Source organism: Candidatus Phytoplasma pyri, assembly GCF_046600495.1.
GTDB lineage: Bacteria > Bacillota_I > Bacilli_A > Acholeplasmatales > Acholeplasmataceae > Phytoplasma > Phytoplasma pyri.
Genome location: NZ_JBKIOZ010000003.1, coordinates 1 through 16,725 on the forward strand (window position 1 = coordinate 1; position 16,725 = coordinate 16,725).

18 protein-coding genes and 1 tRNA gene are annotated in these 16,725 nt (G+C 20.5%); all 19 read left to right on the forward strand.

What is annotated here, in order from left to right; genetic code table 11:
- The first annotated feature begins 225 nt into the window (after positions 1-225).
- The 19 genes from rny (at position 226) to ACLHHF_RS01485 (ending at position 16,507) form a co-directional block, all read left to right on the forward strand.
- Entirely contained in the window at positions 226-1,845 is a 1,620-nt protein-coding gene (rny, locus tag ACLHHF_RS01395; protein ID WP_411308042.1) for a ribonuclease Y, read from the forward strand.
- Between the two features lie 54 nt (positions 1,846-1,899).
- Entirely contained in the window at positions 1,900-2,664 is a 765-nt protein-coding gene (locus ACLHHF_RS01400; protein WP_411308043.1) for a TIGR00282 family metallophosphoesterase, read from the forward strand.
- Between the two features lie 25 nt (positions 2,665-2,689).
- Positions 2,690-3,577 carry a tRNA (adenosine(37)-N6)-dimethylallyltransferase MiaA gene (gene miaA, locus ACLHHF_RS01405; RefSeq protein WP_411308044.1) on the forward strand — a complete coding sequence of 296 codons (888 nt, stop codon included), beginning with the start codon at positions 2,690-2,692 and terminating at the stop codon, positions 3,575-3,577.
- 6 nt (positions 3,578-3,583) lie between these two features.
- Entirely contained in the window at positions 3,584-4,150 is a 567-nt protein-coding gene (efp, locus tag ACLHHF_RS01410) for an elongation factor P (RefSeq protein ID WP_411308045.1), read from the forward strand.
- 36 nt (positions 4,151-4,186) lie between these two features.
- A complete protein-coding gene (locus ACLHHF_RS01415; RefSeq protein ID WP_411308046.1) occupies positions 4,187-4,915 on the forward strand; it encodes a pseudouridine synthase in 729 nt (242 codons plus the stop codon).
- Between the two features lie 24 nt (positions 4,916-4,939).
- Positions 4,940-5,638, forward strand: a complete 699-nt coding sequence (cmk, locus tag ACLHHF_RS01420) for a (d)CMP kinase (RefSeq protein WP_411308047.1) — start codon at positions 4,940-4,942, stop codon at positions 5,636-5,638.
- Entirely contained in the window at positions 5,628-6,956 is a 1,329-nt protein-coding gene (der, locus tag ACLHHF_RS01425; protein ID WP_411308048.1) for a ribosome biogenesis GTPase Der, read from the forward strand. Before cmk ends, der begins: the two co-directional genes overlap by 11 nt.
- Positions 6,953-7,948: an NAD(P)H-dependent glycerol-3-phosphate dehydrogenase gene (locus ACLHHF_RS01430; RefSeq protein ID WP_411308049.1), complete on the forward strand. Its 996-nt coding sequence runs from the start codon at positions 6,953-6,955 to the stop codon at positions 7,946-7,948. The genes der and ACLHHF_RS01430 overlap by 4 nt, the downstream gene beginning before the upstream one ends.
- A gap of 108 nt (positions 7,949-8,056) precedes the next feature.
- On the forward strand, positions 8,057-8,344 hold the full coding sequence (locus ACLHHF_RS01435; RefSeq protein WP_411308050.1) for an HU family DNA-binding protein: 288 nt from the start codon (positions 8,057-8,059) through the stop codon (positions 8,342-8,344).
- Positions 8,345-8,543: 199 nt separating this feature from the next.
- Positions 8,544-8,750, forward strand: coding sequence for a hypothetical protein (locus tag ACLHHF_RS01440; protein WP_411308051.1), 207 nt, complete (start codon positions 8,544-8,546; stop codon positions 8,748-8,750).
- A 71-nt stretch (positions 8,751-8,821) separates the two neighbouring features.
- On the forward strand, positions 8,822-9,694 hold the full coding sequence (locus tag ACLHHF_RS01445) for a hypothetical protein (protein ID WP_411308052.1): 873 nt from the start codon (positions 8,822-8,824) through the stop codon (positions 9,692-9,694).
- Positions 9,695-9,737: 43 nt separating this feature from the next.
- Entirely contained in the window at positions 9,738-9,881 is a 144-nt protein-coding gene (gene rpmG / locus ACLHHF_RS01450) for a 50S ribosomal protein L33 (RefSeq protein WP_411308053.1), read from the forward strand.
- Between the two features lie 191 nt (positions 9,882-10,072).
- A tRNA-Cys gene (locus ACLHHF_RS01455) sits at positions 10,073-10,146 on the forward strand.
- A 309-nt stretch (positions 10,147-10,455) separates the two neighbouring features.
- Positions 10,456-11,121 carry a bifunctional 4-hydroxy-2-oxoglutarate aldolase/2-dehydro-3-deoxy-phosphogluconate aldolase gene (locus ACLHHF_RS01460; RefSeq protein WP_411308054.1) on the forward strand — a complete coding sequence of 222 codons (666 nt, stop codon included), beginning with the start codon at positions 10,456-10,458 and terminating at the stop codon, positions 11,119-11,121.
- Positions 11,108-11,398, forward strand: a complete 291-nt coding sequence (gene citD, locus ACLHHF_RS01465) for a citrate lyase acyl carrier protein (protein ID WP_411308055.1) — start codon at positions 11,108-11,110, stop codon at positions 11,396-11,398. The genes ACLHHF_RS01460 and citD overlap by 14 nt, the downstream gene beginning before the upstream one ends.
- Positions 11,399-11,465: 67 nt before the next feature.
- Positions 11,466-12,341, forward strand: a complete 876-nt coding sequence (locus tag ACLHHF_RS01470) for an HpcH/HpaI aldolase/citrate lyase family protein (RefSeq protein ID WP_411308056.1) — start codon at positions 11,466-11,468, stop codon at positions 12,339-12,341.
- A 9-nt stretch (positions 12,342-12,350) separates the two neighbouring features.
- Complete coding sequence (citF, locus tag ACLHHF_RS01475) at positions 12,351-13,907, forward strand: citrate lyase subunit alpha (protein ID WP_411308057.1); 1,557 nt, start codon at positions 12,351-12,353, stop codon at positions 13,905-13,907.
- Between the two features lie 17 nt (positions 13,908-13,924).
- Entirely contained in the window at positions 13,925-14,506 is a 582-nt protein-coding gene (gene citX / locus ACLHHF_RS01480) for a citrate lyase holo-[acyl-carrier protein] synthase (protein ID WP_411308058.1), read from the forward strand.
- A gap of 396 nt (positions 14,507-14,902) precedes the next feature.
- Positions 14,903-16,507: a DEAD/DEAH box helicase gene (locus ACLHHF_RS01485; RefSeq protein WP_411308059.1), complete on the forward strand. Its 1,605-nt coding sequence runs from the start codon at positions 14,903-14,905 to the stop codon at positions 16,505-16,507.
- Positions 16,508-16,725 lie beyond the last annotated feature (218 nt).

Consider the following 16,725-nt stretch of genomic DNA (forward strand, 5'->3'; position numbering starts at 1 on the left):
CAAAAAATGAAAATACAAATAATAACAAAAAAATAAAAATAAAAAAAAATAAAAAATAAAAAATATTTATAAATATTTTTTAAAAGCTAGAAATTTGATTATTTCTAGCTTTTATTATTTTTTATTTTTTAATAAAATATTTTTAGTAAAATCATATTTATAATATTATGATTTTTAATTCATTTAAATTATTAAGTTATTGAAAAGAGGTTTTATAAAAAATACATGCCACAAGATAAATCGTGTACTTCTTTTATTAATACATGGACTTGGACAAGAGATAATGATATACTTTTTATTTTAATTCTTTTTTTCATGTTGTTTGCAGGAATTTTTATAGGAATTTTTTTATATATTATTGTAAATAAAAAAAAAAATAGTAGAATTTCAAAAGAAATAAAAGATTATAAAAATAATCAAATATTAGAAACACAAAAACAAAGAAACGAAATGTTGATAGAAACAAAAAGAGAAATTTCTTTTTTAAAAAAGGAATTAGAATTTGATTTGCTCGAACAAAAAAGAGTTATTATTGATTTAGAAAATAAAATTATTTTTAGAGAAGAATTGTTAAATAATAAAACAGAATATTTAAATAAAAAAGAAAAAGAAATAAAATTTCAAGAAAAAAAGATTAATGACATTAAAGAAAATTTAGAAAATTTAGAAAAAAATATTCAAGATGTAATGTTAAAACAAAAAATAAAATTAGAATCTATTGCTTCATTAACAGAAAAAGAAGCATATAAAATTATTATTGAAAAAACTAAAATTTCTGTTAACAAAGACATAAAAATTTATTTTAAAAATAAATATGAACAATTTCAACATAATTTTCAACAAAAAGCTAAAATGTTATTATGTTCAGCTATGCAAAAATATGCATATGATGTAACAAATGATTATAATGTAAATATTATTAATATCACAGATGATAAAATAAAAGGACATATTATTGGAAAAGATGGTAGAAATATTAAAGTTTTAGAATCTTTAACAGGTGTCGACTTTATTATTAATGAAGTTCCAAATATAATATTACTTAGTTGTTTTAATCCGATTAGAAGAGAAATTGCTAAAAGAACTTTAGAAATTTTAATTTCTGATGGGCGCATAAATCCTAATAGAATTGAAAAAATTATAGATAACGTTACTTCAGAATTAAATAATTTTATTATTGAACAGGGTGAATCCGCTATTTTTACTACTAATATAGGTGAAATAGAACCAAAATTATTATTTTTATTAGGACAACTTTATTTTCGTAATAGTTATGGGCAAAATGTTTTACAACATTCTATAGAAGTAGCTTTTTTAGCTGGTAAATTAGCATCTGAAATTGGTGAAAATGAATTATTAGCTAGAAGAGCTGGGCTTTTGCATGATATTGGTAAAGCTTTAGATCATGAAAATGAAGGTAGTCATGTTGAAATTGGCATTGATTTAGCTAATAAATATAATGAAATTCCAGAAGTAATTGATGCTATTGCTTCACATCATGAAGATAAAAAACCTGATACAATAATTGCAATTTTAGTAATGATAGCAGACACTTTAAGTGCTGCTAGACCAGGTTCTAGAAAAGAATCTTTAGAAAAATATGTTAAAAGATTAACACAGTTAGAAAATATAGCTAATAATGTCGAAGGTGTAAAAAAATCTTATGCTATTCAAGCAGGTAGAGAAATTAGAGTTATTGTTAAATCTGAAAAAGTAGATGATTTTGATACCTTTATGATTGCTAAATTAATTAAAGAAAAAATTCGAGAAAATATTATTTATAAAGGTATGATTAAAATTACAGTAATTAGAGAAATAAGAGTTATTGAAAAATTTAAATTATAAAAAATTTATTTTTTTATTTGAAAATGAATTTAAGAAAGAGAAGTTTTATTTAAAATGAAAATAATGTTTATCGGAGATATTTATGGACAACAAGGCATAGACTATTTAAAAGAAAAAATGAGTTTTTTAAAAAATAATTATAAACCTAATTTAATTGTTGCTAATGCTGAAAATGCCCATAAAGGTCGTGGGCTTAGTTATAAAAATTACAAAAATTTAACTAAAAGTGGCGTTAATGCAATAACTATGGGTAATCATACTTGGGATAATTATGAATTAACAAATTTTATTGATAATACTAATATTGTTAAACCAATTAATGATTTAGTAAATATTGGTATTGGCTATAAGATTATTAATTGTCAAGAACAAAAAGTATTAATTATTAATGCTTTAGGTAGAGTATTTATCGATGATAAACTATCTTGTCCTTTTAAAAAAATTGAAAATATTTTAAAAAAATGTAAGTTGCAATATAATTTTTCTTTTTTAGATTTTCATGCTGAAGCAACTAGTGAAAAAATATCTTTAGCTTATCATTTTGATGGTAAAATTGATGCTATAGTCGGCACTCATACACATGTACAAACTAATGATGATAGAATATTACCTAAAAAAACTTTATATATTACTGATGTTGGTATGACTGGTTGTTCTGAAGGTGTAATAGGTAAAAAAAAAGAACCTATGATTAAATCTTTTTTATATAGAAATCTTAAAATAATAAAACCTAATGCTATCGGTAAAAGACAATTAAATGGAGTTTTATTAACTTTGGATAATAGTAAAAAAATTGAAAAAATAAATTTGCAAGAATAATAAAATTATTTCGAGGAAATTAAATTTGAAAAAAGTAATAGTAATAACTGGTCCTACTACTTCTGGTAAAACTGATCTTTCAATTTATTTAGCACAAAAATTTAATGGTGAAATTATTAATTCTGACTCTGTGCAAATTTATAAAAAATATAATATTGGTTCTGCTAAAATTACTTTGAAAGAACAAAAAAATATAAAACATTATTTATTAGATTTAAAAGAACCTGATGAAATTTATACTATTTATGATTTTCAAAGAGATTGTAGAAAAATAATATCAAATGTTCAATTACCTTTTTTAGTTGGCGGTAGCGGATTATATATTAAATCTGCTTTGTTTAATTATGAATTTTCTAATAAAAAAAAAAATTCTATTATTTACAAAAATGATAAAAAAGTTTATGATATTCATGAAATGGAATTTATGATAAGAGAAATAAAACAAAAAGATCCAAATTTAATTTTTGATAAATATAATCCACGCCGGATAGTAAGTGCTTATTTTGATTTAAATTCTGATAAATTAAGATCTCAAAAAAAAAATAAAAACAACCCTGTTTATGACATTTTAACTATTTATTTAGATATTGATAAAAATGTTTTAAAAACCCGAATTCATGAAAGATTAGATAAAATGTTTAAAATGGGTTTTATTAAAGAAACTATACAAATTTTAAAAGAATATCCTTATGCTAATTTTAATATTATTGGTTATCGTGAAATAAAATTTTTTTTAGAAAAAAAAATTAGTTTAGAAGAAGCTAAAAAAATAATTATTTCCAAAACAATGAGTTATGCAAAAAAACAAAAAACTTGGTTTAAAAATCAAATGAAAATTAATTTAATTAACGTTTTAGACCCAGAATTAAAAATTAAAATTTGTCGAATGATTAAAAATTTTTTAAAAGGATAGTGATTTATGATTAGTACAAATGATTTTAAAACAGGACAAACGATTAAATTTAATAATAATTTGTTTCAAATTATTTCTTTTTTACATGTTAAACCTGGTAAAGGTGCTGCTTTTGTAAGGTGTAAATTAAAAAATTTAAGAACCGGAAGTATTGTTGATAATACATTTAATTCCGGAATTAAAGTAGAATTGGCTTTTATTAATAAAAATAAAATTCAATTTCTTTATAGAGATAAAAATAAATATATATTTATTAACATAGAAAATTATGAACAAATCGAAATTGAAAAGCAAAAAATAAAAGATAAAATTAAATATTTATATGAAGGAATTATAGTTGATGTTTTTATTTATAATGAATATGAAATTTTAAATATTAATTTACCAGAAAAATTAAATTTAACAGTTAAAAAAACTGAATTTATTGAAAAAAAAGATATTAAAACTAATTATTATAAAGATGCAATTTTAGAAACAGGTTTGGTTATTAAAGTACCTTTGTTTATTCAACAAGGAGAAAAAATTATAGTAAATACACAAACGGGACTTTATGTTTCTCGTAGTAATAAATAATTTATTAATAAAAAACTTCAAAAGTAAAGGTATTTAATGGAAAGATTACAAAAAATTTTATCTTATTCTAATGTTGCTTCTAGAAGAAAATCTGAAACATTAATTTTAGAAAAAAGAGTTAAAGTTAATGGTAAAGTAATTACTAAATTAGGAACAAAAGTTTCAAAAAAAGACATTATTTCAGTAGATGATCAAATTATCAAAAATTCTCATAATTGTTATTATTTAATTAATAAACCAAATGGTTTTGTATCTACAGTTAAAGATGAAAAAAATAGACCAACAGTTATTGATTTAATTAAAGATACTGAAAAAAATAGAATTTATCCTGTTGGGCGATTGGATTTTAACACTACAGGTTTACTATTAATTACTAATGATGGACAATTAACTAAAAAATTAACACACCCTTCTTCTTTAATTGAAAAAGAATATCATGTAAAAATTAATTATTGTTTAAGCAATTTAGAGTTAAAAAATATCCAAAAAGGAGTTGTTATTAATAAAAATTATTTATCAATTCCGAAAAAAATTAAAATTTTTAAAAAAAAAAAAATACCAAAACCTTCTACTTGGCTTCAAATTATTATTACAGAAGGAAAGAATCATCAAATAAGAAAAATGATTGAAAAATTAGGGTTTCATATATTAAAATTAGTTCGTTATCGATATGCTTTTTTAACAATTAAAGGAATAAAAAAAGGTCAATATCGTAGTTTAAAAATTCATGAAATTAAAAAACTTAAAATTTTAAAATATTTTTAAAAATCAATAAATTAAGGAGTTTTTATGAAAGGATTTAAAATAGCTATTGATGGACCAGCAGCATCAGGTAAAAGTACAATTTGTAAATTAATTTCTGAAAAATTAAATTGGATTCATATCGATACTGGTTTAATGTTTCGTGTTATTACATTATACTTGATTAAAAATAAAGTAAATTGGACCAAAATAAATGAAGAAAAATATTTAAAATCTTTATTAAATAATTGTAATATTTATTATGAAAAGAATAATATTTATTGTAATTCTAAAAAAATGTGTTTAGAAATAAAACTAAAAAGAATAGAAATCGAAGATAAAATATCTTTAGTAGCTTCTTTGTCTTTTGTCAGAAAAAAACTTTTATTAATACAACAAGAAATTATAAAAAATAATCCTTATTTAATTATGGATGGTAGAGACATTGGAACTATAGTAATGCCAAACGCAGATTTAAAAATTTTTTTAACAGCTAATATCGAAAAAAGAATTTCACGAAGATTGAATGAATTTAAAAATAATAATAATGTTGATCAATTACAAAAAATAACTAATAATATTAAATTACGTGATAAAAAAGATATTAACCGCCTTATTAATCCTTTAAAAAAAGCTAAAGACGCTATTTTATTAGACACAACCAATATCAATATTATTGAAACAGTTAAACAAATTCATCATTTAATTTTAAAAAAAAATAAATCATTAAATCAAAATGAATTTTAAAGTTGCTATTGTAGGGAGACCTAATGTTGGTAAATCTAGTATATTTAACCGTATTTTAAAAAAACGTTTATCAATTGTTCATGATAAACCCGGTGTTACTAGAGATAGAATTTATGCTCAAGCAGATTGGTTAACAAAAAGTTTTGATATTATTGATACAGGTGGTATAGAAATTAAAAATACTCCTTTTTTAAAAAAAATTAAATATCAAGTTCAATTAGCTATTGATGAAGCTAATTTAATTTTATTTGTTGTTGATGGTCGTATTTTCGCACATCAAGGTGATATGTATATTGCTAAAATTTTACTTAAAATAAAAAAACCTGTTATTTTAGTAATTAATAAGATCGATAATAAAGATTTATTATCTAATACTTATGATTTTTATTCTTTAGGTTTTAAAAATATTCAGATCGTTAGTGCTAATCATGGAATCGGTATAGGCGATTTATTAGATAAAATAATTTTTTTTCATAATAAAAAAGAAGAAGAATTACCAAAAGATTCAATTATTAAATTTTGTTTTTTAGGTCGTCCTAATGTAGGAAAATCTACTTTAACTAATATGATTTTATCACAAGAAAGAATGGTTGTATCTGATATTTCTGGAACTACAACTGATGCTGTTGATACTTTTTTTCAAAAAGGGGAAAAAATTTATCAAGTAATTGATACCGCTGGTATAAAAAAAAGAGGGAAAATTTACGAACAAGAAGATAAATACAGTGTTTTAAGAGCTTTAAGTGCTTTAGGACGTTCTGATATTGCCTGTTTAGTTTTAGATGCTGATAAAGATATTTCAGAACAAGATAAAAATATAGCAGGTTTAATTTTAGAATATAATAAAGCTTGTATTATTATTGTTAATAAATGGGATTTAATAAAAACAGAAGATCCTAATCAAATAAAATATTTTATAAATAAAATTAGAAATGAATTTCAATTTTTAAGTTATGTTCCAATTATTTTTTTATCTGCTAAAAATGAAAATAAAACCAAAAAAGAAAAATTATTAAATCTTTTAAATCAAATTTTTTTAAATTATACACAAAAATTTTCCAATTATGTTTTAAATAATATTTTACAAGAATCTATTTTAATACACTCAATATCTTCTTTTAACAAAGGAAAAGCAAAATTTAATTATATTACTCAAACTAAAAATAAATTTCCAGAATTCGTTTGTTTTGTAAATAATCCTAAATTTATTCATTTTTCTTATGAAAGATTTTTAAAAAATCAATTTAGAAAAAATTTAAATTTAGAAGGAATTCCATTAAAAATTATATTTAAACCAAAGGAAATAAAAGATTTATGAAAATATCTATTATTGGTGGGGGAGCTTGGGGTTCGACTTTAGCACAACTTTTAACTGATAATAATCATCAAATATTAATTAATGATATAAATTTAGAATATGTTGCTAAAATTAATAATGGTCGACACCCTATTTTTAATCAGATTTTGAAAAATATAAAAGCTACTGTTTCCTTAAGAGAAACTTTAGAATACTCAGATTTTATTATTTTATGTTTACCAACTAGAATAATGCGTTTAACTTTAAAAAAAATTAATAAAATTATATCGCATCCTAAATATTTTATTAATGTTTCTAAAGGCATGGAAATTGAAAATTACAAAACTATTTATCAAATTGTTCAAGAAGAAATAACAATTAAAAATATTAAAAATTATGCTTGTGTTATGGGACCATCTCATGCTGAAGAGGTTATTTTAAGAAAATTAACTCTATTAGTTGCAGCATCTTTGGATCATTCATTTGCCTATAAAGTACAAAAAATTTTTTATAATTCTCAGTATTTAAGAGTTTATTCTTCAAATGATTTGTATGGTGTAGAAATTTGTAGTGCTTTTAAAAATGTTTTAGCTTTAATTAGTGGCGTTTTAGATAGTTTTGATTTTGGTTATAATTTTAAAGCTAGTTTTATTTCAAGAGGTTTATTAGAAATGACAAAAGTAGTTTATTTTTTCAAAGGCAATAAACAAACTGTTTTTGGATTAACAGGATTAGGAGATTTAATAGTTACCGCTTTTAATAAAAATTCAAGAAATTATCAAGCAGGTAAAAAAATTGGATTAGGTATAAATATAAAAGATATTATTAAAAATTCTTCACAAGTAATTGAAGGAATTAATAATTTGAAAGCTTTTTATAATTTATCTTTAGAAAAAAAAATAGATTTACCGATAATAAAAGAAGCTTATCAAATGATTTTTAATTATAAATCTATTGAAACAATATTAAATAATTTATTAAAAAGACCTTTAAAATTAGAAAAAATATTTTAAAATTGCTTTATTTTATTAATAATTTTTGAATTTAAATATTTTTTATGTTATAATCTACTTTGATAGTTTTATATATAAAAAAATATAAATAAAGGAGAATTTTATTTAATGAATAAAATTGAACTTATAAAGCAGTTATCTAATAAATTAGAAACTACTGAAAAAGAAGGAAAAAAAATTATAAATGCTTTTATTAATGTTATCGAAACAAATTTATTAAAAGGTGAAAAAATTTTAATTACTGGTTTTGGTACTTTTCAAGTAAAAACAAGTAGCGAACGCGAATCAAAGCATCCAAAAACAAGAGTTCCAATTACCATTCCTTCTAAAAAAATTCCTTGTTTTAAAATGAGTAAAAAATTTAAATATATTTTCAATCAAATTAAAAAAAAATAATATAATCATATTATTATAGATTTTATTTATTTTATTTAAAAAAATTTATATATTATTTTGTTTAAAATATTGTTTATGGAGTTATAATTATTTTTTAATGATAATTTAAAAAATTTTTATTTTCTAATAAATTTAAAACATTTAAATTTTATTATAAATATTTTTTAAATAATTTTTAATAGAAAGGTTTTATGAATTAGTGTTAAGTAATAAAAAAACTTTTTTAATAGGTGAAAAAGTAAAAGTTGACAATGAAAAAGAAATCGGAGTAGTTACTCGTATTGATTTTGAATCTGGTATTATTTATGTTTTATTTAAAAAAATGAGAGAACAATCTTATCCTTATCCAGAATCTTTAAATCAAAACATTATTAAACCTATATTTTCAAAAAACAAAAAGAATTAGTTTATATTTAATTTTTATTGTTAATTATAAATAATTAAATTTAATATTTAATATTAAAGGAATTTTGATAAATGTTTTTAAAAAAGATTTTATATTTAAAATCTAAATATAATAATCACATATTATTTTTTTTTGTTTTACTAGCTTCACTTAGTTTTTTTTTAAATATTTTTTATAATTTAAAAGATATCAAAATTATTGAAGAATACGAAGACAAAATCAATAAAAGTATTATTTATAATGAAAAAAATTCTACAACTCAGTTTACATATGACGAAGGGTTTTATCCTTTTAACACTCCTATTTCATTAATTTGGTTTTTTACTAAACAAAGCAATATACTAATTTTTATTATTTATTTATTATATTTTTTTAAATCAAAAAAATATAATTGGTATAAATATTTAGTTTTTATTGGTTTAATTGATATTATGATGACGGGGATAATTTATCATTTTATTATAAATAAAGGAAAAAGTTTTATATATTTTTTTCATAAACCAAATTTAGAAAAATTATTATCTCAATTAGAGCATACTATTAATCCAATATTTTTTTTATTTTTTTATTTTTTTTACACAAAAAAAACAATATCTTATAAAAATATTTGGATTGCTTTGATTCATCCTAGTATTTATGCTTTATTTTTTTTATTTTATGGTTATTTTAATTTTATTAAATATAATAATAATTTTTCTAATGATAAAAAAATTCAAAAAGATCCTACCCAATATTTTCCTTATGTTTTTTTCTCTCCTTTTGAAGTAAAAAACATTTCCTCCATCCCATCATCTAATTTTAATAAAAAACCGAAAATGGTTGAATTTAGTTATATAGGATATAAAAAAACTTTGAAATATATAGGAAGTTTATTTAGTTTAACTACTTTTTTTACTTATATTTTTTTATTTGTTAAAAAACACTGTTTAAATGAATATGATTAAAATAAAATATTTATAAAATTTTTTAAAAAGGAAAATATTATATATGCGTATTTTAGTAAAATTAATATGTGTTGAATGTGGTAGAGAAAATTATCATACTGACAAAAAGAAAACAACTCCTCTTTTAAAATTTAAAAAGTATTGTCCTTTTTTACGTAAATATACTATTCACAAAGAAAAAAAATAAAAAACTATATTTATTATTATAAATATAGTTTTTTTTATATTTTTTGAAATATTTTGAAATATTTTTGTTTTTTTATATAATGTTTATGGTAAAGAAAAAATAAAATTAAATCTAAATAAAATTATAATAATAATTTAAAAGATTTATAATTAATTTTTTATATTATATTTATTAATATATTATAAATATTTGGCCCTGTAGCCAAGTGGTAAGGCATAGCTCTGCAAAAGCTTGATCATCGGTTCAAATCCGTTCAGGGCCTCCAAGTAATATTTTTTTTTACTTTAATAAATTTATATTTTTTATATTTTTATTTTTTGTAATTATGGATATTTGAGTTTTAACAAAATTTTAAAATTTTTAAAAAAATTAAATAATTTATTTAATTTAAACACTTTTAAGATTTTTTTTGTTTTAAAAAATAAAATAAAAATGGAAAAAATAAATATTTTAAATGAATTAATTTAAAAATTAAAAAAATTCAAGAATTTTTATTAAATTTAAAAAAATATTATAAAATAAAATTGTAATAATTTATTTTAAGAATAATATAATATAGAGGGAATTTAATAAAGTGAAGAATATAAAAAAACATTTACGTCTTTTCAATGAGAATCCTTTATCTGTAATAATTAGGACTAATGATTCTAATAATGCTAAAAGAATAATTCAAAATACTATAAAAAGTGGTTTTAAATTTATAGAAATAACTTTAACTACTCCAAATGTTTATCAAATCATTGCCGAAACTAGAAAAAAATATCCAGAAGTAATTATTGGAGCAGGAACAGTTTTAATTTTAGAAGAAGCAAAAAAAGTTGTACAAGCAGGAGCCCAATATTTAGTATCGCCTGTTTTTACAAAAGAAATTTTAAAATGGTCTTTAGAAAATGATATTTTATATGCCCCAGGGGTAATGACTGTTAATGAAATGTACCAAGCATATCAAAAAGGTTCACAATTATTAAAATTTTATCCTGCTATTTCTTTATCAACAGAAGCTTTAAAATTAATTTCAAACCCTTTTCCTAATAATTTTAAAATTTTAGCAACTGGCGGTATTTCTTTAGATAATATTGATAGTTATTTTGATGCTGGTGTTTATGCAGTTGGTATAACTGGTAAATTAGGAGGAGCTAATATTGAAACAACAGATCAAGAAATTTCTGATTTAGCTAAAAAATATGTTGAAAAAGTAAAAAAAATAGTTTTAAAAAGAGGATTTTGTGATTGCATATAAAAATAATGTACCTATTTTAATTAAAAAAATGGCTTTTTGCGGTTCTTTAGAATCAAGTGATGTTTTAGTTACTATTGAACCTAATACAGAAAGAAAAATTAATATTTTAATTAAATCTCCTTTTATTAGACAATTTGGAAAAAGAATTAAAAAAATAGCTTTAGAGACTTTAGCAAAATTTAATATTGAACAATGTAATTTAATCATTCAAGATCAAGGTGCTATAGATGATGTTTTAGTTGCAAGATTAATAACAGTATTTAATCGAGCTTCTTGAATAATTATAACAAAAAAATAAAAACCATTAAGGGAGAAGAATAAATTTGAATAATATTAGGAGAACAATGTTGTTTGTTCCCGGTAATAATGCTGCTTTTTTTAAAGATGTTATTACTTATTGTCCAGATAATGTAATGTTTGATTTAGAAGATTCTATACATATTGATCAAAAAGATGCTGCTCGACAATTAACTCAAAAAATGATTAATTTTTTTGAATACAATAAATATGGAATTGAAACTGCTGTACGTATTAATAATTGGGATACAGATTTTTATCAAGAAGATTTAGAAGTTATTATAAATTCAAAAGTTGATATGATTCGTTTACCTAAAGTAGAAACTAAACAAGATGTTTTGAAAGTAATTGCTGATATTGAAAAAATAGAAAAAATAATTAATCGTTCAAAAAAAATTATTTTATTTTGTGCTTTAGAAAGTGCAAAAGGTATTTTAAATGCTTACGAAATAGCTACTGCTAGTGAACGTGTAGTTGGTATTGCTCTTGGCGGGGTTGATTATTTGTTCGATTTAAAAGCTACTAAAACTAAAAATAGTCATGAATTATTATTTGCTCGTAATATGATTGTTCACGCTGCTAGAGCAGCTAAAATTGATGCTTTTGATTGTATTTATGGAAATATAAATGACTTAGAGGGTTTAGAAAAAGAAACAAAATTTGCTAAAGAATTAGGTTTTAGTGGTAAATCAGTTATTCATCCCAAACAATTAAGTATTATAAAAAAAATTTTTTCACCAACAAATGAAGAAATCCAAAATGCTTTAGATATTTTAAATGCTTATCAAAAACATTTAAAATTTGGAAAAGGTGTTTTTGCTTTTAATGGACAAATGATTGATAAACCTTTTTTAGAACACTATCGTAAATTATTAATTGAAGCTAATGTTCAAATTTCTAATTTAGAAAAAATTTTAATTTAAGAGGGAAAAATGAATAATTATTTAGATGAAAAAATTTTAAAAAAAATTAAAACAAAGATTAATTATCAAATATATCAACCTAATAAAAAACTAATTTCTAAAAAAATAAAACTAACACAAGATTTACCAACTTATAACAAAAGAACAACTAAAATTCTTGATTCTTTAGAAGAAGCTATTATTAAAACTGGTTTAAAAGATAATATGACTATTTCTTTTCATCATCATTTTAGACATGGTGATAAAACTGTAGAACAAGTTATGCAAGCCATAGAAAAATTAAAAATAAAAAATTTAACTATTTCTGCCTCTTCTTTTACTAAATCACATGATTGTTTAATAGAATATATTAAAAAAGGGGTTGTTACAAGTTTAGAAGGTTCTGCTCTAAGAGGAAAATTAGGAAACGCTATTTCAGAAGGTTATTTATCAAAACCAGTTATAATTCGTTCTCATGGTGGTAGAGCAAGATCTATCACAAGCGGTGATAATCATATTGATGTTGCTTTTTTAGCAGCTTCTACAAGTGATGTAATGGGTAATGCTAACGGATCAACTGGTAATTCTAAAGTCGGTTCTTTGGGTTATGCACAAGTTGATGCCCAATACGCTAATAAAGTAGTTATTATTACTGATACTTTAGTTAATTATCCTAATAGTCCTATTTCTATACCTCAAATATATGTTGATTTTGTAGTTAAAGTTGATAAAATTGGTGATTCTAAAAAAATTTCTTCAGGTGAAATTCATACAGTGTTTAATCCTAAAGAAATTAAAATAGCAGAAAATATTTTAAATATTATTAAAAATACTCCTAATTTTAAAAATGGGTTTTCTTTTCAAACAGGCACGGGTGGAGCCAGCCAAGCTTCTCTAATTATGTTAAAAGAAGAAATGTTAAAAAAAAACATTAAAGCTTCTGTTTTTTTAGGTGGAATTATTGGTTTAGAAGTAGATTTATTAAAAGAATGTTTAGTAGAAAAATTATTAGACGTACAATCTTTTGATACAGCCGCAATAGAATCTATTCAAAAAAATAATAATCATTTAGAAATGTCTGCTTCTTTTTATGCTAATTACTGTGCTAAAAATTGTGCAACTCATAAATTAAATTATGGTGTTTTAAGTGCTTTAGAAGTTGATATTAATTTTAATGTTAATGTTTTAACTGGAGCAGATGGTTATATTAGAGGTGCTTCAGGAGGTCATTCAGATGTGGCTTTTGGAAGCGATATTTCTATAATTGCTATTCCTTTGATACGTGGTCGTATTCCTTCTATTACTAATAGAGTGCAAACTGTAGTTACTCCTGGTAATAGTGTTGATGTAGTAGTTACTGATCTTGGTATTGCTGTTAATCCTTTAAGACAAGATTTAATTGAAATTTTAAATAAAAATAAAGTATCTCTTAAAACAATAGAAGAATTAAGAGATTTTGCATATAGTATAGTAGGCAAACCAGAAGCTATTGAATATGATAAAAATCATATAGTAGCTTTAATAGAATATATCGATGGTAGTTTAATTGATGTTATTTATAAAGTTAAAACTTATATTTTAGAATGATTTTTTGATTTTTAATAATGTCAAATATCAATAAAAAAAGTATTAGAAAATCATATTTATTATTTGATTTTTCTTTTGATGAATTTTTAAAATCCAAAGAAGAACGTTTTTTAATACAAAAAAAAATTTTAAAAAAATATCAAACTGGTTTAATTACAATTTCTTTAAATATTCCTGGTTTTAATAAAAATAAATATTTATATAGTTTTTTTTTTAAATATATAGTTAAAAATAAAATTTTTATCTTTTTTCAAAAAAAAATTAAAAAAAATATTATAAAAACTTATCTAATTAAAGATTTATTAGGTGATTATTTAATTATTGTTTTAAATATTTTTAAAAATAAACAATTAATTGAAATTAAAAAACAAATCTTATTTTTAGAAAAAAAAGAACCTATTTTAATTTTATTTGATATAGATATTATTAATAATCAGCAACAAAAAATTGAACGTGCATTTTTAAAAAAAAAACCTCGTGTTTGTTATTTATGTAGTAAACCAGCAAAAATATGTGCAAAAAATAAAACACATGTTTTAATAGATTTAATAAATTTTATAGATAATAAAATAATAAATTTTTTATTTTATAATTATTAAAAAAATATTTTTTTATTTTAGAATAATATTATTTAAAAAAAATTTAAATAATATTATTTTTTTTTATTAATTTACTAATAATTTATAAATTAAAAAATAATTATAAAATTTTATTTTTTGTTTTTTACTAGTACTTCAAAAAGTTAATCACTATATAGATAAAATCAATATTAATTCACAAATATTATTATAATAAATTATAATTATCTTTTAATTTTCAAATTAATTTCTTTTATATTTTTAAAACTATTTTTATAATTGTTACATCAATTAGTTTTTTTATAAATTACTTCATTTTTTTATTTTAATTTGTTATAATAAATAAAGGTGTAAACTAAATTTATCTTGATTAAAGATAAAAAAAATACATTTTATAAATATAAAAAAGAGGTAACAATGGATATTTTATTCGAAAATTTTAATATTTTACCGCAAACCCAAAAAGCTTTAAAAGAATTAAATTTTTTAAAACCTACTGATATTCAAAATTTAGTAATTAGTGAAATGATTAAAGGTTATGATATAATCGGTCAAGCCCAAACTGGAACAGGTAAAACTTTTGCTTTTGGAATACCTATTATTGAAAAAATTGATCTTAGTATAAAAAAAACACAAAGTTTAATTTTATGTCCAACAAGAGAATTGGCACTTCAAGTTTTTCAAGAATTTAAAAAATTAATTAAATTTTATGAAGAAATAAAAATTGCAGTTATTTATGGAGGAGAATCCTACATTAAACAATTCAAAGTGTTAGAAAATAAACCTCATATAATTATTGCAACTCCCGGAAGAGTTATTGATCTTTTAGAAAGAAAAAAAATTGATTTTTCAGGATTAAAAATTTTAACTTTAGATGAAGCAGATGAAATGTTAAATATGGGGTTTCAAGAAGCATTAGAGACTATTTTGCAAAAAATACCTAAAAAAAGACAAACAGTTTTATTTTCTGCTACTTTACCGCCAACTATTCAAAAAATAGCTAATAAATATCAAAATGATCCTAAAATTTTAAAAGTTTATCAAAAAAATATTGCTGTTAGTTCTGTACAACAATTTTATTTTTTAGTTAAAGAATTTGATAAATTAAAATTACTAGTTCGTTTATTAGATTTAGAAAACCCCAACTCAGTTATTATTTTCGCAAATACTAAAAAAGATGTTGATTTAATTAACGCTTATTTACAAGAAAATAATTTTTCAGTTGATTTTATTCATGGCGATTTAAAACAAAATCAAAGACAACAAGTTATGAATAATTTTCGTAATCAAAAAATTAAAATTTTAATAGCTACTGATGTTGCAGCTAGAGGTATTGATATTTCTTCTATTACTATGGTTATTAATTATGATTTATCTCGTCAAAATGAAGTTTATGTTCATCGTATAGGTAGAACTGGTAGAGCAGGTTTAAAGGGATTAGCTTATAGTTTTGTGACTCCAAGTAAATTATCACAATTAAAGAGTTTAGAAAATTATTTAAAAGAAAAATTAATTTTTCAAAATATACCTAAAATAAAAGATATTCAAGAAAAAAAATTAAAAAATTTTCAAGAAAAAATTTTTGAAATTATTAAAAATAATTCACAAAAAGATATTAATGATGAATTAATACAAAAATTGTTAGATAATTTTGATAATAAACAAATTATAAAAGCATTATTGAATTTTATAATACCAGTAAAAAGAGATTATAAAGAAATTGCTGAAATTAATAATTTTAAAACTAATTTTGTTAATAAAAATTTAAAAAGAATTAGTTCTTCTCGTAATATGTTGTCTTTAAGCATTAATTTAGGTAAAAAAGATATGATTAATCCTGCTTTATTATTAAAAATATTACATGAAAAATTTAATATTTATAGTAAATATGTCGGCAATATTAAACATTTGTCTAATGAAAGTATTTTTGAAATTCCTAATCATTTTTGGGTAAAAATAAAAAATAAAAAAAATATATTTTTCAATAATAAAATATTAAAAATTAACCAATCATATCTTTAATTTAATATTAAATTAAAAAATATTTTGTTAGTAAAAATTTTAACTAACAAAATATTTTTATTTTTTATTAACTTATCTATTTTTTAATTAATTATTTTTTTACAATATAAAAAATAATTTTAATTTTTTGTGTTATAATTAAAATAATTTAGAAATTAATTTTATATTTTTATTTATTTTATAAACTATTTATATTATTTAAGTTATTTTTTATTGTA